Source organism: Streptomyces sp. DSM 15324 (assembly GCF_001514285.1).
Taxonomy (GTDB): Bacteria; Actinomycetota; Actinomycetes; order Streptomycetales; family Streptomycetaceae; genus Streptomyces.
Genome location: NZ_KQ949026.1, coordinates 55,395 through 76,720 on the forward strand (window position 1 = coordinate 55,395; position 21,326 = coordinate 76,720).

Below are 21,326 nucleotides of genomic sequence, written 5' to 3' on the forward strand. Positions count from 1 at the left end.
CCCTCCGCACGGCGGGGCGCCTCAGGGACCGGGCCGGACGGCCGGGCGGACCGGCGTGCGACCGGGGGCGCGAGGGCGTGGGCCTCCGCCCCTTCGGCGGGTGCGCTCAGTCCCTGCGGGCCGGCTTCGGCGCCGGGAAGGCGGGGTCGAGTTCCTCGATCGCGCGGAGGGTGCCGCCCAGGGTCTTCACCAGCAGGTCGCACATGACGTCGCGGGAGAGTTCGGGGCGGTCGATCCAGTCGAGGGTGGCGCCCTCGACGCTGCACACCCAGGAGAGCAGGGCCATCCGCGGCAGCGCCGGGACGTCACCGTCGCCGTAGGCGCCCTCGGCGATGGTCGCGACGATCGCCGCGCGCACCCCGTCCCGGATGGCGTGCACCTCGGTGTCGAAACCGACCCCGCCGCTGACGATCGTGCGGAAGGCGGCCTGGTTGTGCTCGGCGTACCGGAGGTAGCCGTCGATGGTGCGCTGGACCCGGTCCACCTGGGCCAGTTCCAGTCCGCTCGCGGCGAAGGAGACCAGATCGGCGACGGAGTCCTGGACGATGGCCAGGTAGTACCCGCGCTTGGACTGGAAGTAGTAGTAGATCAGCCCCTTGGCGACATGCGCCTGCCGGGCGATGTCGTCCATCGAGAGCGCGTCGTAGGACGTGTCGGCGAACAACTTGCGCCCGATGGTGATGAGTTCGGCGCGGCGCGCCAGTGAGCGCTCGGTTCCCCGCGCCCGGGGGCGGACGGCGTCGCGCTGTTGGCTGATATTCAATTTCGACCTGGTCTCCAACGGTCGGCAGGACCACGTCAGTATGTCAGGTCGAACAGCCGCCCAGCCCACCCCGGCGAGGGCCGATCAGCGGAGGTCAGAGCAGTCCGAGCCGGGTCACCAGCATCGCGACGACGGCGGCGAGGACCCAGCCCAGCGCCTGCTCGACGATCTTCGGGCCGTCCTCGCGCGGGCCGCCGGAACGGGTACGGAGGGCGGGAACTGCGTGTGCGGTCATGCCGTCCACTGTGCCACCGGCCGGGACGGGGGCCGCCGAGACCTTGCTCACACGGTGACCCCGACCGCCACCAGCGCCGCGCACTGGCGCGCGGTCGGACGCACCGGGAAGTACAGGTAGCACACGCCCCCGCTGCCGGAGACGGTCTTGCCCGCCGCGTTGTGGCGCTTGGTCCTGAGCCAGATGTTCTCGAACTGGCGCCGGGCGTAGACGCGCCGCACGGAGGCGTCGTCCGCCGAGTTCGGGTCGTTGGCGATCACATCGCCCTCGGCCGTGAACCCGATCACGGCCATCAGATGGCCGGCCGTGCCGTACCCCGCGCCCGTGAGCTCCTCCGCGAGGAAGGACTGGGACGTCACGGCCGGGATGCCCGCCGCGATCAGTGTCTCCAGATCGGTGAGCGAGGTCAGCCGGGTGACCACGCTCTGCAGGCCGTCGAAGGTGGCCGCGTAGGCGGCGTTGAAGGGCCAGTTGCCGCAGCCCGCGTACTGGTGGTCGTAGGTGGAGCGGGCGGCGTGGCACACCTGGGGGTCGGCGTAGGACGGGTCGACCCATTCGAGCTGCGCGGGCGTGAGCCGGCCGCCCCAGTACTCGATGATCATCTGGGAGGAGGTCGGGCTGCACCAGGCCTCGCCGCCGTTGTCGTACTCCGGGTACTGGCCCTGGTGGATCTCCTGCGAGTAGCGCGGGACCGCCAGCTCGCGGGCGAGGCCGGGCGCCGAGGCCGGGACCGTGAAGCGGTCCGGCACGGCGGAGCCCATCACCGCCAGCCGCCACACGGTCGGGGTGAGCGTCGTGCCCGGGCGGCGGTACAGGGTCAGCCTGATCCGGTACGAGCCGATCCGCAGGCCCGTCGTGGCGTCGTCGACGGCCAGGGTGTCGGTCCACACGGTGCTGCGGCCGTCGGTCTGTCCGTCGACGGAGGCCCGCCGGATGTCCCGGTCGCCGGAGGCCCAGCGGCCCATCACGTACCAGGGGGTGTCGGTGCCGTCCCCGTACGTGGCCCGCAGCTCCACCTGGAGCCAGGTGCCGGCCGGGGTGCTCGCGTTCCAGGAGGCGATCACCTCGGTGGCGGGGACGGCGAGCCGGTGCACGGGGGACGTCCAGGTCGCGTACTCCCAGTCGGCGGTGGTCCTGGCGTGCGGATCCGTGAAGGTCAGGGTGCCGGCGGGGCCACCGAGCACCAGACCGGGCCGCGCGCCCGCGACGGCACGGGTGCCCTGCGCGGAGCCCGCGCTCCAGTCGGCGTACGTCAGCCAGGAGCGGAGGTCGACGGGGCGGGCGGGGGCGGACCCCGCGTCGAGGGTCATGGCCTCGGCGTCGGCGGCCTGGGCGTCGGCGGCCTCGGCAGGGCCCGCGGCCCCCGGGGTCGCGCCGGAAGCCGGGGCCGCATGGGCCGGGCCCGCGCCGCCCGCCACCACGGCGGCGACCGTGGCGGCAAGAACGGTTCTGCGGGAGGGGTGGTCTGAGCTGCTCATGGGCGGAGGGACCCCCAGGGTGTCCGGTGCACGACTGTGCGCCCACTATGAGCGCGGGCGGCCACGCCCACCAGCACCGCAGCCTCCGAGGTCACCCGTGTCGCACTAGACTTCCGGGCCGTGCACGCCCCTCTCCCGCATCCCGTCCCGTGACGCCGCCGGAAACCGCCGTCCCGCGGCTCGCCGCCCGGCTCCGCCGGCTCCCGCCGTCCTGCGGCCCGGTCCGGCTGATCGGGGTCGACGGGCACGCGGGCTCCGGGAAGTCCACCTTCGCGGGCCGGCTGGCCGAGGCGCTCGGCGCAGCGCCGGTGCTGCACCTCGACGACATCGCCAGCCACGCGGAACTGTTCGCGTGGACCGAGCGGCTGATGACCGAGGTGATCGAGCCGTTCGGCCGCGGGGAGAGCGCGCGCTACGCCCCGTACGACTGGCGCGAGCACCGCTTCGGCCCGCCCCGGCCGCTGCCCGCGGCCCCCGTCGTCCTGATCGAGGGGGTCGGCGCGGGTCGCCGGGCCCTGCGTCCGCATCTGGCCTGCCTGCTGTGGCTGGAGATGGCGCCCGAGCGGGCCTGGGCGCGGGGGCGGGCGCGGGACGGGGAGGAGCAGCGGGAGTTCTGGGACGGGTGGGTCCGGGCGGAGGCGCACCACTTCTCGGACGACCCTTCGCGCCCCCATGCAGGGCTGCTGGTACGGCAGTTGGGCGAGGGATACGAGGTGCTGCAGGGACCGTCGGGACAGCCCGCGGGGCACCCGGGTGTCACCCAGTGTGAAGGACCACCCGCGATGTGGTGAACCTGTGAAAAGCCCTCCGCCGGAACTTCGCCAAGTGCCTCAACTTCGCTTGACCGGCGGGCCGTACAGGTCTTACGTTCTCAATGTGCGGCTCTCGCAGCCGCCCCAAGTCGCGAAGCCCCCGGTTGTTCCCCCGTGATCGGGGGCTTCGTTCTGCCCTCGGGCCCCTTCACTTCCCTCTCCGGCGGACGCGGCACGGCATCGGACGCTCACCGAGGGTCACCGCAGCGGGATGCGCCCCGTCCACTCCCACCTCGTCGAACGGCCTGGGCGGCACCCTTCGGCAGGCACTCCTCCGCAGGTACGATGCCCTCGGTGCGACCTATGGACAGCTACTGCGCGCACCTTGCAACTCCGGTCCGCGGCACAGCGGTTCGACCAAGGAAGCCGGCGGGCGTGGGCCCGGTGGCAAACCGACGGGGGCACGGTTTGTGGGGGACGTGATGGATTTCGGCACGCGGGGCGTTCAGGCCCCGGCCGACCTCGCCTGGCTACGAGGCGTGGACGCCTACACCATGGGCGCGTATCCGCAGGCGGAAGAAGAGTTCCGCACCGCGGTACGCATCGATCCGGGGATGGCCGACGGCTGGCTCGGGCTGCACGCGCTGCGCGTGGACACGACGACCGCGCTGCTGCGGATGTTCCGGCACCGGGACCGGTTCGGCGAGCAGCGCACCCGGCACCGGCGGACGCTCAACTCCTGGTACTGGCTGGGCTGGTGGGTGCAACCGGTGCTGGAGAGCCCGCGCGACCTGCTGCTCGCGCACGCCTCGCACTGGCTGGACGGGCGGCATGTGCCCGAACTGGACCGGGCGCTCGCCGGGCTCCCGCCGGTCGACACCGACCACCAGGTCCGGTTCCTGCACGCCTGCCGCGCCTATCTGGTCAAGGACTGGGAGCAGCTCGTCCGGCACACCGACCCGCTCCTGGACGACACGCTCCTCGGGATCGAGGCCGGGCTGTTCGGCGGGATGGCCCGGGTCCGGCTGGAGATGTACGGCCAGGCCGAACCGCTGCTCTCCGCCGCGCTGATGCGCTGCCGCAGCGAGCAGCCGCAGCGCAAGGAGCTGCGGTACTGGCTGGCCCGGGCGCACGAGGGCACCGGCCGCTCGGCCGCCGCGCTCCCCCTGTACCGGGCGGTGCACCGGGTCGATCCCGCGTTCATGGACACCTCGGCCCGGCTCGCCGCGATCGCCGAGGGCGACGGCTACGACGATCCCTCCGACCTCGCGGCGATCACGCTCACCGGGATCGGGCAGGACGTGGGGGAGGGCCCGGACGCCCTCGACCCGCTGTTCGGGACCGAGGGCCGCGACCTCAAGCTCACCGATCCCGCGGACCTGCCGCCCGTGGGGCCGCTGCCGTCGGTCGCCGATCCGGCGGTCCGCGCGAAGACGGTGGTGGGCTCCCCGCTGCCCGCCGGTCCCACCGACCCGGGCTTACTTGAGGAGGCGCTCGCCGAACTGGAGCGCATGGTGGGGCTGGAACCGGTGAAGCGCCAGGTCAAGGCGCTTTCGGCGCAGCTCAACATGGCCCGGTTGCGGGCGGGGCAAGGCCTTCCGGTCCAGCCGCCCAAACGGCATTTCGTCTTCTCCGGCCCCTCCGGCACCGGTAAGACCACGGTGGCGCGCATTCTCGGCCGGGTCTTCTACGCCCTCGGTCTGCTCGGCGGCGACCATCTGGTGGAGGCCCAGCGGGCCGATCTGGTCGGCGAGTACCTCGGCCAGACCGCCGTCAAGGCCAATGAACTGATCGACTCCGCCCTCGGCGGTGTCCTCTTCGTGGACGAGGCGTACTCGCTCTCCAACTCCGGGTACGGCAAGGGCGACGCCTACGGTGACGAGGCGCTCCAGGTGCTGCTGAAGCGGGCCGAGGACAACAGGGACCACCTGGTGGTGATCCTGGCCGGCTACCCGGAGGGCATGGACCGGCTGCTCGCCGCGAACCCCGGGCTGTCCTCCCGCTTCACGACCCGCGTCGACTTCCCCTCGTACCGCCCCCTCGAACTCACCTCCATCGGCGAGGTGCTGGCCGCCGAGAACGGTGACGTGTGGGACGAGGAGGCGCTGGACGAGCTGCGCTCGATCGCCGGGCACGTCGTCGACCAAGGATGGATCGACGAGCTGGGCAACGGGCGGTTCCTGCGGACGCTGTACGAGAAGAGCTGCGCCTACCGGGATCTGCGGCTGTCGACGTACGCCGTGGCGCTGACCCGCGACGACCTGTCGACCCTGCGGCTCCCGGACCTCATGCAGGCGTACGGCGAGGTGCTGTCGGGGCGGGGGCCGCAGGATCCGTCGGCGCTGTAGCCGGAGTGGCGGGCCGCCGTGCCGGGGCCGCGGCAGGCCCTGGGGCGTTTCGGCAGTCCGTGCTGTGCCTGCGGTGCCTGCGGTGCCTGCGGTGTCCGGTGCGTGCGACCGCCTCCGGAAACCACCTGCATCACCGGTGTTGCCCGCCCCCTAGCCGGCCATCGCCTCCTCCGGTTCGCCGCTGGCCCGTGGCTCCGTGAGCCGGACCTCGGGGACGTCCCGGTGGGCCGGGTCGGTCACCTCGCCGACGAGGAGTTCCAGGACGTCCTCCAGGGCGGCCAGGCCCAGGACCTTGCCGCGGGTGTCCGCGACCTGGGCAAGGTGGGTGGCCGCGCGGCGCATCACCGTCAGGGCGTCGTCCAGGGGCAGGTCCGAGCGCAGGGTCGTCATCGGGCGCCACAGCTGCTGGGGCACCGCCCGCTCGGAGTCCTCCACGTCGAGGACGTCCTTCACATGGACGTAGCCCATGAAGGCGCCGTGCTCCGCGGCGACGGGGAAGCGGGAGTAGCCGGTGCGGGCGGTGAGCTCGACGATCTGGCCGGGTGTGACCGACGGGGGCACCGTGATCAGCGACTCCCGCTTGAGGAGGACATCGGTCACCGGACGCGAGCCCAGTTCCAGCGCGTCCTCCAGGCGCTCCTGCTCCTCGGGGTCGAGGAGGCCCGCCTGGCCGGAGTCCTCCAGCAGCCGGTTGAGCTGCTCACTGGTGACGACGGCCTCGACCTCGTCCTTGGGCTCCACCCGGAAGAGCCGCAGGACGGCCCGGGCGCAGGCGCCGAGGGCGACCGTGATGGGACGGCAGACCCGCGCGAAGGCGACCAGGCCCGGGCCGAGCCACAGGGCCGCCTTCTCGGGGGCCGCCATCGCGAGGTTCTTCGGGACCATCTCGCCGATGACCAGGTGGAAGAAGACCACGGCGGCCAGGGCGATGACATAGCCCAGCGGGTGGATCATGCCGTGCGGCAGGTGGATCCACTCGAAGAACGGTTCCAGCAGTTCGGCCACGGTCGGTTCGGCGACCGCGCCGAGGGTGAGGGAGCACAGGGTGATGCCGAACTGGGCGGCGGCCATCATCTGTGGCAGGCGCTCCAGACCGTGGAGGACCTGCCGGGAGCGCGCGGTGCCCAGGGGCTCGACCTGGCTGCGGCGCACGGAGACGAGAGCGAACTCGGCGCCCACGAAGAAGCCGTTGGCCAGGACGAGCAGCGCGGCGAAGACGAGTTGGACGACGCTCATCGGGCGGCCTCCGCGACCTGGGCCTCCGCGACCTGCGCCGCCGCGGCCTGACCGAGCCGGCCGACGTGGACCAGCCGGATCCGTTCGGCCCGGTAGTGGCCGACCCGGCGCACGGAGAGCCGCCAGCCCGGCAGCTCCGCCCGGTCGCCGACGGCCGGGATGCGTCCGAGCAGGTCGGCGACGAGGCCGGCGACCGTCTCGTACGGCCCCTCGGGCACCTCCAGGCCTATGCGCTGGAGGGTGTCGACCCGGCAGCTTCCGTCGACGTCCCAGGCGGGCTTGCCCTCCTCGGGCGGGGCGGCGGCCAGTTCGGGGGTGTCCTGGCCGTCGTGCTCGTCGCGGACCTCGCCGACGATCTCCTCGACGATGTCCTCCAGGGTGACCACGCCCGCGGTGCCGCCGTACTCGTCGACGACGACGGCAATGGGCTGCTCGCTGCGCAGCCGGGCCAGCAGCGGCTGGACGGGCAGGGTCTCCGGCACCAGCAGGGCCGGACGGGCGATCCGGGCGACGGGGGTGCGCAGCCGGTCCTGGACGGGGACGGCCAGGGCGTCCTTGAGATGGGCCATGCCGACGATCTCGTCGATCTTCTCGCGGTAGACGGGGAAACGGGACAGGCCGGTGGCCCGGGTCAGGTTGACCACGTCCTCGGCGGTGGCCGAGGACTGCAGGGCGCTGACCTTCACCCGGGGGGTCATCACATGCTGGGCGGTCAGCTCGGCCAGCGACAGGGTGCGCACGAACAGGTCCGCCGTGTCCTGTTCGAGGGCGCCGGCCTGGGCGGAGTGGCGGGCCAGGGAGACGAGTTCGCCGGGGGTGCGGGCGGAGGCCAGCTCCTCGGTCGGCTCGACGCCCAGGGCGCGCACCAGCCGGTTGGCGACGGTGTTGAGCGCCGAGATCACCGGCCGGAAGAGGCGGGAGAAGGCGTGCTGCGGGCCGGCGACGAACCGCGCGACCTGGAGGGGCCTGGACACCGCCCAGTTCTTGGGCACGAGTTCGCCGACCACCATCTGGACGGCGGAGGCGAGCAGCATGCCGACGACCACGGCGACACCGGAGACGGCGCCCTCGGGGAGGCCGATCGCGGTGAACGGGGTGTGCAGCAGCTCCGCGAGCGCCGGTTCGGCGAGCATGCCGACGACGAGCGAGGTGATGGTGATGCCGAGCTGGGTGCCGGAGAGCTGGAAGGACAGCTCCTTGAGCGACTCCACGACCGTACCGGCTCGTTTGTCGCCTTCGGCGGCGGCCTTCTCCGCTTCCGGCCGCTCGACCGTGACGAGGCCGAACTCGGCGGCCACGAAGAAGCCGTTGGCCAGGATGAGCAGGAACGCGGCTGCCAGGAGCAGCAGGGGGATGGTCATGATGCCGCCGCCTCCGGAACGTGCCGGATGGGGGCGGCGCAGGTACTACAGGACGAACCGTCCATCGCCGGAGAGGGTCACTCCTCGGGTAGCAGGAAACCCCTGTGCACCGGCAGGGCACCACAGGGGTGGAGGCGCAACGGGAACGCCTCCGTCACCAGATTAATCAAGACAGGGCCTCGAGCGGCAGGGGCGACGACCCCGAGTCAGCCCCGATCTTGTCCGGTGGGGGTCTCGGGGTCGCGGACGGAGCGGGCCTCGACGAGGGCGCGCAGCGCCCGCGCGTCCGTGATGGCCTGCTGCTTGTCGATGCCGGGCTGGATGCCGAGGGCGGGCAGGCTGGTGCCGTCGGTGAGGTTCAGGAACACCCAGGGGTCGCCCGGACGGAGGTTCACCTGGATGATCTCGGCCCAGTCGAGCCGCCGCCCGCTCGCGATGTTCACCACGGTGACGCCGCTGCCGTCGGCGACGACCCGGACGCGTGCGAGCCGGGCCAGCACCGAGAAGATCAGGGCGCCGGTGACGACGAAGCTGAGCCGCTCCCCCGGGCCGAGCTTCTCCAGCAGCATGGCGACGCCGGAGATGACGAGGAAGATCACCACCCCGGCCGAGAGCAGCACCGCGCGGGTGCGGCCCGGCCGGAAGGTGACGGGAAGGGTGGGCAGCTCGCTGCCCGGAAGATCGGACATGTTCCCGGTGGAGGTCGTGGTCGGCGTCGAGGACGAGGTCAGAGGCGGCAGGCGTGGATCGCCGTGGTGAGGATGGCGCGGGCGCCGATGTCGTACAGGTCGTCCATGATCTGCTGCGCCTCCTTGGCGGGGACCATGGCGCGGACGGCGACCCAGCCCTCGTTGTGCAGCGGGGAGACGGTCGGCGACTCCAGGCCCGGGGTGAGGGCGACGGCCTTCTCCAACTGCTCGACGCGGCAGTCGTAGTCCATCATCACGTAGGTCCGGGCGACCAGGACGCCCTGGAGACGGCGCAGGAACTGCTGCACCTTCGGCTCGGCCTCGTCGGCCTCCGCGTCGGTGCGGCGGATCACGACGGCCTCGGACTTCATGATGGGCTCGCCGAACACCTCAAGGCCCGCGTTGCGCAGCGAGGTGCCGGTCTCGACGACGTCGGCGATGACCTCGGCGACGCCCAGTTCGATCGCGGTCTCGACGGCGCCGTCGAGGTGGACGACGGAGGCGTCGATGCCGTGCTCGGTGAGGTGGCCCTCGACGATGCCCTCGTAGGAGGTGGCGACGGTCCGGCCCTTGAGGTCCTCGACGCCTTGGGCCGTGCCCGGCTTGGCGGCGAAGCGGAACGTGGAGCGGGCGAAGCCGAGCGGGAGGATCTCCTCGGCGTCGGCACCGGAGTCGATCAGCAGGTCGCGGCCGGTGATGCCGATGTCGAGCTTGCCGGAGGAGACGTAGATCGCGATGTCGCGGGGGCGCAGGTAGAAGAACTCGACCTCGTTGGCCGGGTCGACGATCCGCAGTTCCTTGGACTCGCGGCGCTGGCGGTAGCCGGCCTCATGCAGCATCTCCGCCGCAGGGCCGGACAGGGAACCCTTGTTGGGGACGGCGATGCGCAGCATGAGGTCGGCTTCCTTCGCGTGTGGGGTGGGTGTCGGGCGGAGTCGGGTGTCACAGATGGGCGTAGACGTCGTCCAGCGAGATCCCGCGGGCGACCATCATCACCTGGACGTGGTAGAGCAGCTGCGAGATCTCCTCGGCAGCCGCTTCCTTGCCCTCGTACTCGGCGGCCATCCAGACCTCGGCGGCCTCTTCGACGACCTTCTTGCCGATGGCGTGGACGCCCTTCCCGACGAGTTCGGCGGTGCGGGAGGTGGCGGGGTCGCCGGTGGCGGCCTTCTGCTGGAGCTCGGCGAAGAGCTCCTCGAACGTCTTCTTGGACATGGTGCGTCCCACCCTAGCCGTAATGCCGGGTCCCCTACCTCCAGGGTTCAGATACTGAGCGCAGGGTGGCCGCGGTGGCCACGGCGGCGGTCACGGCCTCGTGCCCCTTGTCCTCGTGGGAGCCCTCCAGACCGGCCCGGTCCAGGGCCTGCTCCTCGGTGTCGCAGGTGAGGACGCCGAACCCGATCGGGACGCCGGTCTCGACGGAGACCTGGGTGAGCCCCTGGGTGACGCCTCCGCACACGTAGTCGAAGTGCGGGGTGCCGCCGCGGATGACGACGCCGAGGGCGACGATCGCGTCGTAGCCACGGCCCGCGAGGACCTTGGCGACGACCGGCAGCTCCCAGCTGCCGGGGACCCTGAGCAGGGTCGGCTCGTCGATGCCCAGGTCGTGCAGGGCGCGCAGCGCGCCGTCGACCAGACCGTCCATCACCTTCTCGTGCCACTGGGCCGCGATGACGGCGACCCTGAGGTCACCCACATTGCGTACGGACAGTTCCGGTGCGCCCTTGCCGCTCACGTCTCTCCTCGAGGTGTTTCTTGCTTACTGGTTGCCGCAGGGGGACACGGGGGCCGTGTCCAGCCAGGGCAGGTCGTGTCCCATCCGGTCCCGCTTGGTGCGCAGGTAGCGGATGTTGTGCTCGCCCGCCTGGACGGGCATCGGCACCCGGTCGGTGACCTTCAGGCCGTGCCGGACGAGCGCGTCGCTCTTGTCGGGGTTGTTGGTCATCAGACGGACGCTGCGCACACCGAGGTCGGCGAGGATCTGCGCGCCCGCCCCGTAGTCACGGGCGTCGGCGGGCAGGCCCAGTTCGAGGTTGGCGTCGAGGGTGTCGTGGCCCTGCTCCTGGAGCTCGTAGGCCCGCAGCTTGGACAGCAGGCCGATGCCGCGCCCCTCGTGGCCGCGCAGGTAGACGACGACGCCCCGGCCCTCGCTCTGGATGCGCTCCAGGGAGGCGTCGAGCTGGGGGCCGCAGTCGCAGCGCTGGGAGGCGAAGATGTCCCCGGTGAGGCATTCGGAGTGGACCCGGACCAGGACGTCCTCGCCGTCGCCGAGCTCGCCGTGGACGAGGGCGACGTGCTCGACGCCGTCGGCGGTGGAGCGGTAGCCGTACGCGGTGAAGGTGCCGTGGACGGTGGGCAGCCGGGTCTCGGCCTCGCGCCGGACGGTCGGCTCGGCGCTGCGGCGGTAGGCGATCAGGTCCTCGATGGAGATGATCGTCAGGCCGTGCTTGCGGGCGAACGGGATCAGTTCGGGCAGCCGGAGCATCCGGCCGTCCTCGCCGGCGATCTCGACGATCGCGCCGGCCGGGCGCAGTCCCGCGAGGCGGGCGAGGTCGACGGCGGCCTCGGTGTGGCCGTTGCGGGTCAGGACGCCGCCGGAGCGGGCGCGCAGCGGGAAGATGTGGCCGGGGCGGACGAAGTCGGTCGGTTCGGCGTCGCCGCTCGCCAGGAGCCTCAGGGTGGTGGCGCGGTCGGAGGCGGAGATCCCGGTGGTCACGCCGTGCGCCCCGGAGGCGTCGACGGAGACGGTGAAGGCGGTCTTCATCGACTCGGTGTTGTCCTGGACCATCTGAGGGAGCTTCAGGCGGTCGAGTTCGTCGCTCTCCATGGGGGCGCAGATCAGGCCGCGGCACTCGCTCATCATGAACGCGATGATCTCGGGGGTGACCTTCTCGGCGGCGATGACGAGGTCGCCCTCGTTCTCGCGGTCCTCGTCGTCGACGACCACGATCGGGCGGCCGGCCGCGATGTCGGCGATGGCCTGCTCGACGGGGTCGAGGCTGAGGTCGTCGAGGCCGTCGGTGCTGTACAGGATCGGTGCCGTACTCATGCCGGCGCTCCTTCCAGGGTGGGGCGCGCGGCCTTGCGGGAGCGCAGCCACCAGTCGCGCATGCCCCACAGGACGAGCGCGCCGTAGATGACGTAGACGAAGCCGGAGAAGGCATAGCCGTTGGCGAAGTTGAGGGGGACGCCGACCAGGTCGACGAGGAGCCAGGCGATCCAGAACTCGACCATGCCTCGCGCCTGGGCGTACATGGCGACGACGGTGCCGACGAAGATGTAGGCGTCGGGCCACGGGTCCCAGGACAGGGAGGGGTACGCCTTGAAGAGCAGGGCCACGGCGACCGTGCCGAGGGCGGCGGCGCCGAGCATGGCCGCGCGCTCGGCCCAGGTGGCGAAGCGCGGGACGATGTGCCCGTCGCCCGACCGTCCCTTGTCGCGGTTCCACTGCCACCAGCCGTACAGGGCGACGACCATGACGACGACCTGCTTGCCGGCGCTGCCGGCCAGGTGGCCGTAGAAGGCGACGAACAGGACCAGGCCGGAGAGGAACTGGACCGGCCAGGTCAGCAGGGAGCGGCGCCAGCCGAGGGCGAGGGTGATCAGGCCGAGGATGTTGCCGATCATGTCCGACCAGATGATGCGCTGGTCGAACGCGACGAACGCCTCGGAGTTCAGCCAGTTCACCGGCCGGCTCCCTGCTGGGTGGTGGTCAGCAGGCGCTCGACGTACTTGGCGACGATGTCCACCTCGAGGTTGACCGGGTCGCCGGGCTGCTTGAGGCCGAGCGTGGTGAGCGCGAGGGTGGTGGGGATGAGGCTGACGGTGAAGAAGTCGGGGCCGGCCTCGACGACCGTGAGGCTGATGCCGTCGACCGTGATGGAGCCCTTCTCGACGACGTACCGGGCGAGTTCGGCCGGGAGGGAGACCTTGACGATCTCCCAGTTCTCGGACGGCTTGCGCTCCAGGACCCGGCCGGTGCCGTCCACGTGCCCCTGGACGATGTGCCCGCCGAGACGGGCGCCGACGGCGGTGGGACGTTCGAGGTTGACCCGGGAGCCGACCGCGAGGGCGCCGAGGCTGGAGCGGTCCAGGGTCTCGGCCATGACGTCGGCGGTGAACTCGTCGCCCTCGTGCTCGACGACGGTGAGACAGACCCCGTTCACGGCGATGGAGTCGCCGTGCTTCGCGCCGTCGGTGACGACGGGGCCGCGGAGCCGGAAACGGGAGGCGTCGCCGAGTTGCTCGACGGCGGTGACCTCACCCAGTTCTTCGACGATTCCGGTGAACACTTCCCGGGTCCTCCTGCCTCATTCGGGCACGGACTCCGGGGCCTGTCGATGACGACAGCAGACACGAGCGGGGACATCGGAGGCGACGCCGACAGACTCGCCCGTGCGGACGAGTACACATACGGCGGCGCGCACGAATGCCCGCCCGCCGCGCACTGCCTCCCATCCGGACTTTAACCGTCGGTCCAGGAATTTCACCTGGTCAACCGGCCACTGGAAGTGACCGGGTCGCGGACTGTAACCGCCGGTTCGGACTTTCACCGACCCCGGAGTGCGCTGCTTTAGGTACAGGGTCAGTGTGCCACGCCCGATCGTCGTCCATACGGGCGAAGCGTGTGGGCTCGCTCACAGGCGCGGAGGGTTCACGCAGAGCGCGCACGGATCGCGCGCCGATCGGACAGCCGGCACACACGGCAGCTGGTCCAGACCTATTGACCTCACTGGTCTAGTCCTCTTAGGGTCGACGTAGTGCGTCCGGCGGCGGTGACGACGGCCCTTGCCCGTCGCCGGGCCTCCCCAGCCCGCGCCTCCCGGCGTGGGCCGCCTGCCGGGCTCTGGCAGGGTGAGCCCATGACGACGCCCGCGACCGCCGACGAGTTCGAGACGCACCGTCCCCGGCTGTTCCGGCTCGCGTACCGGATGCTCGGGTCGGCAGCGGAGGCCGAGGACGCGGTCCAGGACGCCTACCTGCGCTTCAGCGGGGCCGACCGCGCCGCGATCACCCACCCGGCGGCCTGGCTCGCGAAGACCGTCACCCATCTCTGTCTGACTCGCCTGACCTCGGCGCGGGCGCGGCGGGAGCGCTATGCCGGGCCCTGGCTGCCGGAGCCCGTGGTCACCTCCGACGGCACGCTCGGCCCGCTGGAGTCGGCCGAGCAGCGGGACGCCGTGTCGCTCGCGGTGCTGGTGCTGCTGGAGCGGCTGACACCGACCGAGCGGGCGGTGTACGTGCTGCGGGAGGCGTTCGCCTACGGCCACCGCGAGATCGCCGGGGTGCTCGACCTGACCGAGGCCAACTGCCGCCAGCTGTACCGGAGGGCGGTGCTGCGGCTGGCGGCCGGGGAGGGCCGTTTCGACGTTCCCGTACGACGGCGGGAGGAACTGGTCGCCTCCTTTCTCACCGCGGCCCGCGACGGGGACCTCGCCGGTCTGGAACGGATCCTCGCGGCCGACGTGACCTGGTGGAGCGACGGCGGGGGCCGGGTCAGCGCGGCCCGGAGGCCGATCGAGGGGCGGGAGAAGGTGCTGCGGTTCCTGGCCGGCGGCTCGCGGAGCTTCGCGGCCGGCTTCACGTACACCGCCGTCGAGCTCAACGGCGCGCCGGGGCTGCTCGCCCTGGACGGCGGCGCCCTGGTGGCCGCGATCGGCTTCGACTGCGGTCCGGACGGGATCACCGGCCTGCGGGCGGTGCTCAACCCGGACAAGCTGGACTTCGTACGACGTCAGCTCGCGTGATCGCGGGGTCTGTCACATCCGGCGGGCACCGCTCGGTCTCAGCGGGTGGAAGGGCGCGTCCGTCCGGGAGCGCCCCGGTGTCCGAAGGAGCTGAACAGCATGACCACGATCCTGGTGACCGGCGGTACCGGAACCCTCGGCAGGCTCGTCACCGAGCGGCTGCGGGCGGACGGGCACGAGGTGCGGGTGCTGAGCCGGCACAGCCGGCCGTACGCGGTCGATCTGCGGGAGGGCGGGCCGGGGCTGCACGCGGCGCTGACCGGCGTGGACACGGTCGTGCACTGCGCGAGCACCCCGCGCGGCGGTGACGAGAAGGCGGCCGCGCAGCTGATCGCGGCGGCCAGGAGGGCAGGGGTACGGCACCTCGTGTACATCTCGATCGTCGGGGTGGACCGGGTGCCGTTCGGCTACTACAAGGCGAAGCTGGCCGTGGAGCGGCTGGTGGCCGACTCGGGACTGGGCTGGACCGTGCTGCGCGCGACCCAGTTCCACGATCTGGTGCTCCAGGTGCTGGAGGCGCTGGCCAGGGTACCGGTGCTGGTGCTGCCGGCCGGGGTGAGCGACCAGCCGGTGGAGGTGGCCGAGGTCGCCGACCGGCTCGCGGAGCTGGCGGCCGGGGCGCCGGCGGGACGCGTGGAGGACATGGCGGGACCGGAAGTCCGCACGGTCGAGTCGCTGGCGCGCGCGTATCTGAAGGCAAGCGGCAAGCGCCGCCGGGTGGTGAACCTGCCCCTGTTCGGCGCGGCCTACCGGGCCTTCCGCGCGGGCGGCCACCTGGCCCCGGAACGGGCGGTGGGAAAGGGAACGTTCGAGGAGTTCCTGACGGCACGCGCGCGTGGGGCTCGGTGAACGGCACGCGTGCGCGCGGCCGGTAGGGCCGGCTGACCGACGCACGTGCGCCCGCAAGCTCACGGCGTGCCGAAGAGCTCCTCCTGGGCGGACTGTCTGGCGGTGAGCAGCGCTCCGCGCAGAACCGCCGTGCCGCCCAGCAGGCTCGGCCGGACCTCGGTGGGCAGGGGCGTCATGCGGCGGAGCCGCTCGGCCACCCGCCCGGCCAGCTCCGGTCCGCCCGCCCGCCCGGTCTCACCCCCGAGGACCACGCACCCGGGGTCGAGGACGGCGACGACCGAGGCGACCCCGATCGCGACGCGGTCGGCCAGGGCGTCGAGGAAGCGCCGCGACCCCTCGGGGCCGCCCCGCTCCAGCGCCTTCCGGACCACTGCCGACCCGGACGGCTCCTCCCCCTCCGGCCGGGCCGTCAGTCCGTACTGCGCCGCCAGTGCGGTGATCGCCGCCGAGCCGGCCAGGGAATGGAAACCTCCCTCACAGTCCGCGGCGGAGGGCAGCGCGCCCGTCCCCGGGACCGGAAGGAAACCTATCTCCCCGGTGCCGCCGGAGGCGCCGCGGCGCAGGGTGCCGTCGAGGACCACGGCGGCGCCGGTGCCGTGGCCGAGCCAGAGCAGGACGAAGGTGTCCCGGTCCCGGGCGGCGCCCTCCCGCTGCTCGGCGAGGGCGGCGAGGTTGGTCTCGTTCTCGACGCTCACGCGCGCGTGCGGGAAGCGTTCCTGAAGGGCCGCCACCAGACGGCGGTGCCATGCGGGCAGGCCGATGGAGTTGCGCAGTTCTCCCCCGGCCGGATCGATCAGCCCGGGCGCGCCGATGCCGACGGTGTGCAGCCGGTCGACGCCGGCCTCCTTCACGGTCCGCTCGACGAGGGTCACCGCCTGCTCCACGGCGGGACCCGTGCCGACGTCACCGGCGATCGGCACGGAGGCCTCCGCCAGGACCCGGCCGACCAGGTCGGACACGAGGACGGCGACCCCTTCGGTGCGCACGTCCAGCGCGGCCAGCTGGGCGCGGTCGGCGACCAGGCCGTACAGCTTGGCGTTCGGGCCGCGCCGCTGCTCCCCCGCCTCCCCGGCGATCTCGATCAGTCCGGCGGCCGTGAGCCGTTCGACCAGGTCGGCGACCGTCGGCCGGGACAGGCCGGTGAGTTCCTTGAGTCGTCCCGCCGTCAACGGACCTTCGTCCTGCAGCAGTTGCAGGGCCAGCCGGTCGTTGATGGCCCGGGCGGTGCGCGGCGATGCGGGCATGCGGGGAATCCTCCCACGGGCCGGACGGAGGCCGGTCCGAGAGCGCTCTCTTTTTATCAGGCAGGGTTCCTGATAGTTTACGGTGCGCCGCACCGGAGCGGTGCGCGGCCGGGAGGGGCGGAAGAATGAGCGACGTGGTCCAGGCACCGTCCGCGGTACGGCGCGCCCGGTACGCCGTGGCGGCCGTGTTCACCGTGCACGGCGCGGTGACCGGCTCGTTCGCCACCCGGGTGCCGTGGATCCAGGACCACGCGGGGGTGAGCGCGGGCCGGCTGGGGTTCGCCCTCGCCTTCACCGCGTTCGGCGCCTCCTGCGCGATGCCGCTGGCCGGCCGGTTCGCGCACAGCCTCGGCACCCGGACGGCCCTGAGCCTGCTGATCTCCCTGTGGACGCTCTCCCTGGCCCTGCCGTCGCTCGCGCCGAACCTGCTGACCCTGTGTCTGGCGATGTTCGCCTACGGCGCGACCTCGGGCATGGCCGACGTGGTGATGAACGCGCTCGGCGTGGAGGTGGAGCGGCTGCTGGGCAAGTCGATCATGTCGGGGCTGCACGGTATGTGGAGCGTCGGGGCGCTGATCGGCTCGGCGGGCGGGACGCTCGCGGCGCATCTGGGCGCGGACGCGCGCGTGCACCACGCGCTGGCGGCCGCCGTCCTGACCTCCCTCGGCCTGCTGGTCTGCCGGTGGGTGCCGGACGTGCGCCCACAGGAGGACGAGGAGCCGCCGCCGCGCTTCGCGCCGCCACCGCGCTCGGCCCTGCTGATCGGCGCGGTCGGGTTCTGCGCGGTGTTCGCGGAGGGGGCGAGCCTGGACTGGTCGGCCGTCTATCTGCGCGATCAGCTGGAGGCCTCGGCCGCCCTCGCGGCGGCCTGCACGACCGGCTTCATGCTGACCATGGCGGTGGCCCGGCTGGCGGGCGACGCGGTGGTGAACCGCTTCGGCGCGGTGCGCACCGTGCGGGCGGGCGGGGTGCTGGCCGCGCTGGGCGGACTGCTGATCGTGTGCGCCTGGCATCCGGCGGCGGCGATGGCCGGCTTCGGCCTGATGGGGCTCGGGATCGCCGTGGTCGTACCGCTGTGCTTCGCCGCGGCCGGGCACAGCGGCCCGAACCCCAGCCAGGCCATCGCCGGCGTCGCGACGATCACGTACACCTCCGGGCTGATCGCCCCGAGCCTGATCGGCGGCGTGGCGCAGGCGACCAGCCTGGTGGTGTCGTTCGGCGTGGTGACGCTGCTGGCGTGCGGGCTCGCGGTGTTCGCGGGCGTGCTGCGCGGCGGCGCGCGCGGCGGCGCGAAGGTCAGTCCGCGGGCCGCAGCAGTGCCCGACCCGCGGCCCTGAAGCCCTCGCTCCACGGCGTCGGCCGCAGCGTGGCGGCGTCGAGCCGCACGAGGACCCGGGTCCCGCGGGCGTACGTCGTGACGCCGTCGGCCGAGCAGAGACGGAAGCCGTACGTCAGCCCCGTGGTGCCGAGCCGCTCCAGCCACAGGTGGACGGCGTACGGGCCGCTGCGGGTGACCGGGGCGTCGTACGAGATGAGCAGTTCCCTGACCACGTTGCAGGCGTCTTCGGCGGCCGCCCAGTCGCCCTCGAAGCGGACGCCGTTCGCCTCCCAGAACGCGGTCCAAGCGCGCTCGACCAGCAGCGGATAGCGGGCGTTGTGCAGCATGCCGAGCGCGTCGAGGTCGTCGAAGTGGACGGTCACGGGGATCAGCCGGCCGTACGAGAGGTCGGGGGTGATCGGGGCTTCGACGGTCACGGGCGGGACTCCTGTGCGTGTATGGGACAACCACGCCATCGTACGGGGTCACTAAGCGGTCGCTCACCTTCCGTTCCCCTCGGCGCTTCCGTTCACCCGGCGCCCGGCGCGGCGGACCCGTTCCCCCGTTCCGGGGAAGCGACCGGCTCGCCGCGGCGCGCGACGGCCCCCGGCTGCCACCCTTCCCCCATGCCGCCATCGGAACAGTGCGCCCCGTCCCCGGGCACGGTCCTCGTCCCACGCCCCGCCCCGGCCGTCGACCCGACGCTCGAGGCGACGCTCGACGCCACGGTGCACGACGTGATCGCCCGGATGCGGGCCCTGGACGCGGCCCTTCCGCCCGACGACGGGGTCGCGGTCTTCAACCGGGTGTACCTCGCCGTGACCCAGGAGGTCGACCTGCGGATCGACACCGGCCGTTTCCCGGACGCGCGGGCCGCGCGCACGCTGGACCTGCGGTTCGCGGAACGCTATCTGGCCGCGGTGGACGCGGCCGCGACCGACCGGCGGCCGCCCGCCTGCTGGCGCCCGCTGTTCCAGATGCGCCGCCATCCCGGCGTACGGCCCCTGCAGTTCGCCCTGGCCGGCATCAACGCCCACATCGGGCACGACCTGGCGCTCGCCGTCGTGGACGCCTGCCGTGACCTCGGCTGCGAACCGGCCGATCTGGCGGACGAGTACGAACAGGTGGGGGACCTGCTCGTGGCGCTGGAGGAACACCTTCGCGAGGAGCTCATGCCGGGCCCCGACCTGCTGCAGATCGCCGATCCGCTCACCCATCTGCTGGGCTCCTGGAGCCTGGAGCGGGCTCGGGACGCCACCTGGACGGCGGCCCGGGCGCTGTGGGCGCTGCGCCAGCTGCCCGACGTCGCCGGGGAGTTCGCCGACCGCCTCGACGCGGCGGTGGGTTTCGCCGGGCGCATGCTGCTCACGCCCCTGCGGGACTGAGCGCCTGATCAACAGGTTGCGGCCCCGACCTCCCGCGCCGCGGCAAGGTAGGCGAGCACCAGCGTCCGTTGGTCATCCTGGCAGGCGGCCACCGCCAGTCGAGACGGGGAGATGCCCCGGACCGGCACGGCGATCACCTCGTCCCGGACGACCAGCGGAGCGTTACCAGTGGCCAGCAGTGCCACACCCTGGCCGCCGGCGACCGCCTCGTGGGTCTCCTCGGCGCTGGCCACCACCCCGCCGATCCGCGGCTCTCGACCGTCCCGGGCGTCCAGGGCAAGCCAGTGGTCCCGCAGCGGGCCGGCCTCCGGAGGGAGGGCGAGGAAGGGCTCATCGAGCAGATCGGTGAAGTCCACCTTTCCCTCAGGGTCGGACGCGGCCCGCGCCGCCAAGGGGTGTCCGTCCGGTATCGCGACCAGCCGAGGCTCGCGGGCCACCACCGCGTACTGGTAACGGTCGACGTCCGGCAGCGGTAGCCAGACGAAGGCTACGTCGCTGGATCCATCCGCCAACCCGGCACTGGGGTCCGCCCAGTTGACCTGGCGCAGGACGGGCTGCGCGTCCGGATGCCGGGAGACAAGGCGGGTCCGCAGAGCGGGCAGCAGCCCGCGGCCCGGGCTGGTGGACATGCCGATCACCAGAGTGCACCGCTCGGCGGTCTTCGCCTCCTCCACCGCCGCCTCCGCTGCCTGCCAGGCGGCGAGCACCGCGCGGGCGTGCGGTAACAGGGCTTCCCCCACTGCGGTCAACCGCACGGTCCGTCGGTCCCGTTCGAACAGAACCCCGCCGAGTTGCTTCTCCAGCATCCGTATCTGCTTGCTCAGCGCGGGCTGGGAGATGAACAACCGCTCGGCGGCGCGGGTGAAGCTCAATTCCTCGGCGACCGAGGTGAAGTAGCGCAGATCACGCGCATGTACATCCATAACCCATGGCTATCACAACGGATCTTGGACGCCGTCCTGGTGCCTGACGAAGAATCATTCCCGCCAACGGCAATATTGCGCATGGCAATTGACGAGGGAGATGACGATGAGCGAGAACTCCAAGGTCTGGCTGGTCACCGGTGCGAGCAGCGGTTTCGGGCGGGCCATCGCGGAGTCCGCGGTCGCCGCCGGTGACACGGTGATCGGCACCGCCCGGCGAACCGAGGCCCTGGACGACCTGGTCGCCGCATACCCGGACCGTGTCGAGGCGATCAGCCTGGACGTCACCGACGGCGATCGGATCGATGCGGTGGCCGCCGACGTCCTCGCCCGCTACGGCAGGGTGAACGTGCTGGTGAACAGCGCCGGCCGCACCCAGGTAGGGGCGTTCGAGGAGACCACCGACCGGGAACTGCGTGACCTGTTCGAGCTGCACGTGTTCGGCCCCGCACGTCTGACCCGGGCGCTGCTGCCGCAGATGAGGGAGCGGGGAAGCGGATCGGTCGTGAACATCAGCAGCATCGGCGGGCAGCTGTCCTTCGCCGGGTTCTCCGCATACAGCGCAACCAAGGCGGCGCTGGAGCAACTGTCGGAAGGCCTGGCCGACGAGGTGGCGCCCTTCGGCATCAAGGTGCTGATCGTGGAGCCCGGCGCGTTCCGTACCAACCTGTTCGGCAAGGGCGCGGCGTACTTCTCCGAGGAGAATCCGGCGTACGCGGAGAAGGTCGGCGCGACCCGGCAGATGGTGCAGGGCAGCGACGGCAGCCAGCCGGGCGACCCGGCGAAGGCCGCGGCGGCGATCCGGCTGGCCCTGGACGCCGAGAAGACCCCGCTCCGCCTTGCCCTCGGCGGCGACGCGGTCGACAGCCTGACCGCGCACCTGGACTCCGTGCGGGCCGAGCTGACCGAGTGGGAGAAGGTCTCCCGGGGAACGGTCTTCGACACGGAGTGACGGCGGGGCGACGGGAGGACCCTGTGCTCGGTGAATTGACTCGGTC

The 21,326-nt window shown here is 72.3% G+C and carries 22 protein-coding genes and 1 riboswitch; of the genes, 7 read left to right on the forward strand and 15 right to left on the reverse strand.

The window, feature by feature from the left end:
• Positions 1-106: 106 nt before the first annotated feature.
• The 3 genes from AQJ58_RS14515 to AQJ58_RS14525 all read right to left on the reverse strand — a co-directional run bounded on the left by AQJ58_RS14515 (position 107) and on the right by AQJ58_RS14525 (position 2,476).
• Positions 107-763, reverse strand: a complete 657-nt coding sequence (locus AQJ58_RS14515) for a TetR/AcrR family transcriptional regulator (RefSeq protein WP_067249891.1) — start codon at positions 761-763, stop codon at positions 107-109.
• Between the two features lie 94 nt (positions 764-857).
• On the reverse strand, positions 858-998 hold the full coding sequence (locus tag AQJ58_RS14520) for an SCO1431 family membrane protein (RefSeq protein WP_107122065.1): 141 nt from the start codon (positions 996-998) through the stop codon (positions 858-860).
• Between the two features lie 47 nt (positions 999-1,045).
• The gene (locus AQJ58_RS14525; protein WP_067249896.1) at positions 1,046-2,476 is read right to left on the reverse strand and encodes a peptidase C39 family protein; all 1,431 of its coding nucleotides are present in this window, start codon (positions 2,474-2,476) and stop codon (positions 1,046-1,048) included.
• 149 nt (positions 2,477-2,625) lie between these two features.
• Here AQJ58_RS14525 and AQJ58_RS14530 point away from each other — a divergent pair, with 149 nt between their 5' ends.
• Positions 2,626-3,267 carry a uridine kinase family protein gene (locus AQJ58_RS14530; protein WP_067249898.1) on the forward strand — a complete coding sequence of 214 codons (642 nt, stop codon included), beginning with the start codon at positions 2,626-2,628 and terminating at the stop codon, positions 3,265-3,267.
• Positions 3,268-3,710: 443 nt separating this feature from the next.
• Positions 3,711-5,576, forward strand: a complete 1,866-nt coding sequence (locus AQJ58_RS14535; protein WP_067249901.1) for an AAA family ATPase — start codon at positions 3,711-3,713, stop codon at positions 5,574-5,576.
• A gap of 150 nt (positions 5,577-5,726) precedes the next feature.
• On the opposite strand, the gene AQJ58_RS14540 is transcribed toward AQJ58_RS14535, so the two are convergent.
• From AQJ58_RS14540 to AQJ58_RS14580, 9 genes are all read right to left on the reverse strand, one after another.
• Complete coding sequence (locus AQJ58_RS14540) at positions 5,727-6,812, reverse strand: hemolysin family protein (RefSeq protein ID WP_067249904.1); 1,086 nt, start codon at positions 6,810-6,812, stop codon at positions 5,727-5,729.
• Positions 6,809-8,173 carry a hemolysin family protein gene (locus AQJ58_RS14545; RefSeq protein ID WP_067249905.1) on the reverse strand — a complete coding sequence of 455 codons (1,365 nt, stop codon included), beginning with the start codon at positions 8,171-8,173 and terminating at the stop codon, positions 6,809-6,811. Before AQJ58_RS14545 ends, AQJ58_RS14540 begins: the two co-directional genes overlap by 4 nt.
• Before the next feature lie 206 nt (positions 8,174-8,379).
• The gene (locus AQJ58_RS14550) at positions 8,380-8,862 is read right to left on the reverse strand and encodes a PH domain-containing protein (protein WP_067249908.1); all 483 of its coding nucleotides are present in this window, start codon (positions 8,860-8,862) and stop codon (positions 8,380-8,382) included.
• Positions 8,863-8,900: 38 nt separating this feature from the next.
• On the reverse strand, positions 8,901-9,755 hold the full coding sequence (gene hisG, locus AQJ58_RS14555) for an ATP phosphoribosyltransferase (protein ID WP_067249910.1): 855 nt from the start codon (positions 9,753-9,755) through the stop codon (positions 8,901-8,903).
• A gap of 49 nt (positions 9,756-9,804) precedes the next feature.
• Complete coding sequence (locus tag AQJ58_RS14560; RefSeq protein WP_055636932.1) at positions 9,805-10,077, reverse strand: phosphoribosyl-ATP diphosphatase; 273 nt, start codon at positions 10,075-10,077, stop codon at positions 9,805-9,807.
• Positions 10,078-10,111: 34 nt separating this feature from the next.
• On the reverse strand, positions 10,112-10,597 hold the full coding sequence (ribH, locus tag AQJ58_RS14565; RefSeq protein WP_067249912.1) for a 6,7-dimethyl-8-ribityllumazine synthase: 486 nt from the start codon (positions 10,595-10,597) through the stop codon (positions 10,112-10,114).
• 24 nt (positions 10,598-10,621) lie between these two features.
• A complete protein-coding gene (locus AQJ58_RS14570) occupies positions 10,622-11,911 on the reverse strand; it encodes a bifunctional 3,4-dihydroxy-2-butanone-4-phosphate synthase/GTP cyclohydrolase II (RefSeq protein WP_067249914.1) in 1,290 nt (429 codons plus the stop codon).
• The gene (pnuC, locus tag AQJ58_RS14575) at positions 11,908-12,549 is read right to left on the reverse strand and encodes a nicotinamide riboside transporter PnuC (RefSeq protein ID WP_067249917.1); all 642 of its coding nucleotides are present in this window, start codon (positions 12,547-12,549) and stop codon (positions 11,908-11,910) included. Before pnuC ends, AQJ58_RS14570 begins: the two co-directional genes overlap by 4 nt.
• Entirely contained in the window at positions 12,546-13,154 is a 609-nt protein-coding gene (locus AQJ58_RS14580; RefSeq protein WP_067249918.1) for a riboflavin synthase, read from the reverse strand. Before AQJ58_RS14580 ends, pnuC begins: the two co-directional genes overlap by 4 nt.
• Positions 13,155-13,302: 148 nt before the next feature.
• Positions 13,303-13,433: riboswitch (FMN riboswitch) on the reverse strand.
• A 291-nt stretch (positions 13,434-13,724) separates the two neighbouring features.
• Between AQJ58_RS14580 and AQJ58_RS14585 the strand changes: the two genes are divergently transcribed.
• Complete coding sequence (locus AQJ58_RS14585; protein WP_067249921.1) at positions 13,725-14,609, forward strand: RNA polymerase sigma-70 factor; 885 nt, start codon at positions 13,725-13,727, stop codon at positions 14,607-14,609.
• A gap of 99 nt (positions 14,610-14,708) precedes the next feature.
• On the forward strand, positions 14,709-15,458 hold the full coding sequence (locus AQJ58_RS14590; protein WP_067249923.1) for an SDR family oxidoreductase: 750 nt from the start codon (positions 14,709-14,711) through the stop codon (positions 15,456-15,458).
• Between the two features lie 59 nt (positions 15,459-15,517).
• Here the strand turns inward: AQJ58_RS14590 and AQJ58_RS14595 are convergent, their stop codons facing one another.
• Positions 15,518-16,702 carry an ROK family transcriptional regulator gene (locus tag AQJ58_RS14595; protein WP_067249925.1) on the reverse strand — a complete coding sequence of 395 codons (1,185 nt, stop codon included), beginning with the start codon at positions 16,700-16,702 and terminating at the stop codon, positions 15,518-15,520.
• Between the two features lie 125 nt (positions 16,703-16,827).
• On the opposite strand from AQJ58_RS14595, the gene AQJ58_RS14600 reads away from it, so the two are divergent.
• The gene (locus AQJ58_RS14600; protein ID WP_067249927.1) at positions 16,828-18,039 is read left to right on the forward strand and encodes an MFS transporter; all 1,212 of its coding nucleotides are present in this window, start codon (positions 16,828-16,830) and stop codon (positions 18,037-18,039) included.
• On the opposite strand, the gene AQJ58_RS14605 is transcribed toward AQJ58_RS14600, so the two are convergent.
• On the reverse strand, positions 17,999-18,457 hold the full coding sequence (locus AQJ58_RS14605) for an acyl-CoA thioesterase (protein WP_067249929.1): 459 nt from the start codon (positions 18,455-18,457) through the stop codon (positions 17,999-18,001). The genes AQJ58_RS14600 and AQJ58_RS14605 overlap by 41 nt on opposite strands.
• Before the next feature lie 291 nt (positions 18,458-18,748).
• Between AQJ58_RS14605 and AQJ58_RS14610 the strand changes: the two genes are divergently transcribed.
• Positions 18,749-19,405, forward strand: a complete 657-nt coding sequence (locus AQJ58_RS14610) for a DUF5995 family protein (RefSeq protein WP_267892058.1) — start codon at positions 18,749-18,751, stop codon at positions 19,403-19,405.
• An 8-nt stretch (positions 19,406-19,413) separates the two neighbouring features.
• On the opposite strand, the gene AQJ58_RS14615 is transcribed toward AQJ58_RS14610, so the two are convergent.
• On the reverse strand, positions 19,414-20,328 hold the full coding sequence (locus tag AQJ58_RS14615; protein WP_067249933.1) for a LysR family transcriptional regulator: 915 nt from the start codon (positions 20,326-20,328) through the stop codon (positions 19,414-19,416).
• Between the two features lie 106 nt (positions 20,329-20,434).
• On the opposite strand from AQJ58_RS14615, the gene AQJ58_RS14620 reads away from it, so the two are divergent.
• Entirely contained in the window at positions 20,435-21,280 is an 846-nt protein-coding gene (locus AQJ58_RS14620; protein ID WP_067250885.1) for an oxidoreductase, read from the forward strand.
• Positions 21,281-21,326: the final 46 nt, after the last annotated feature.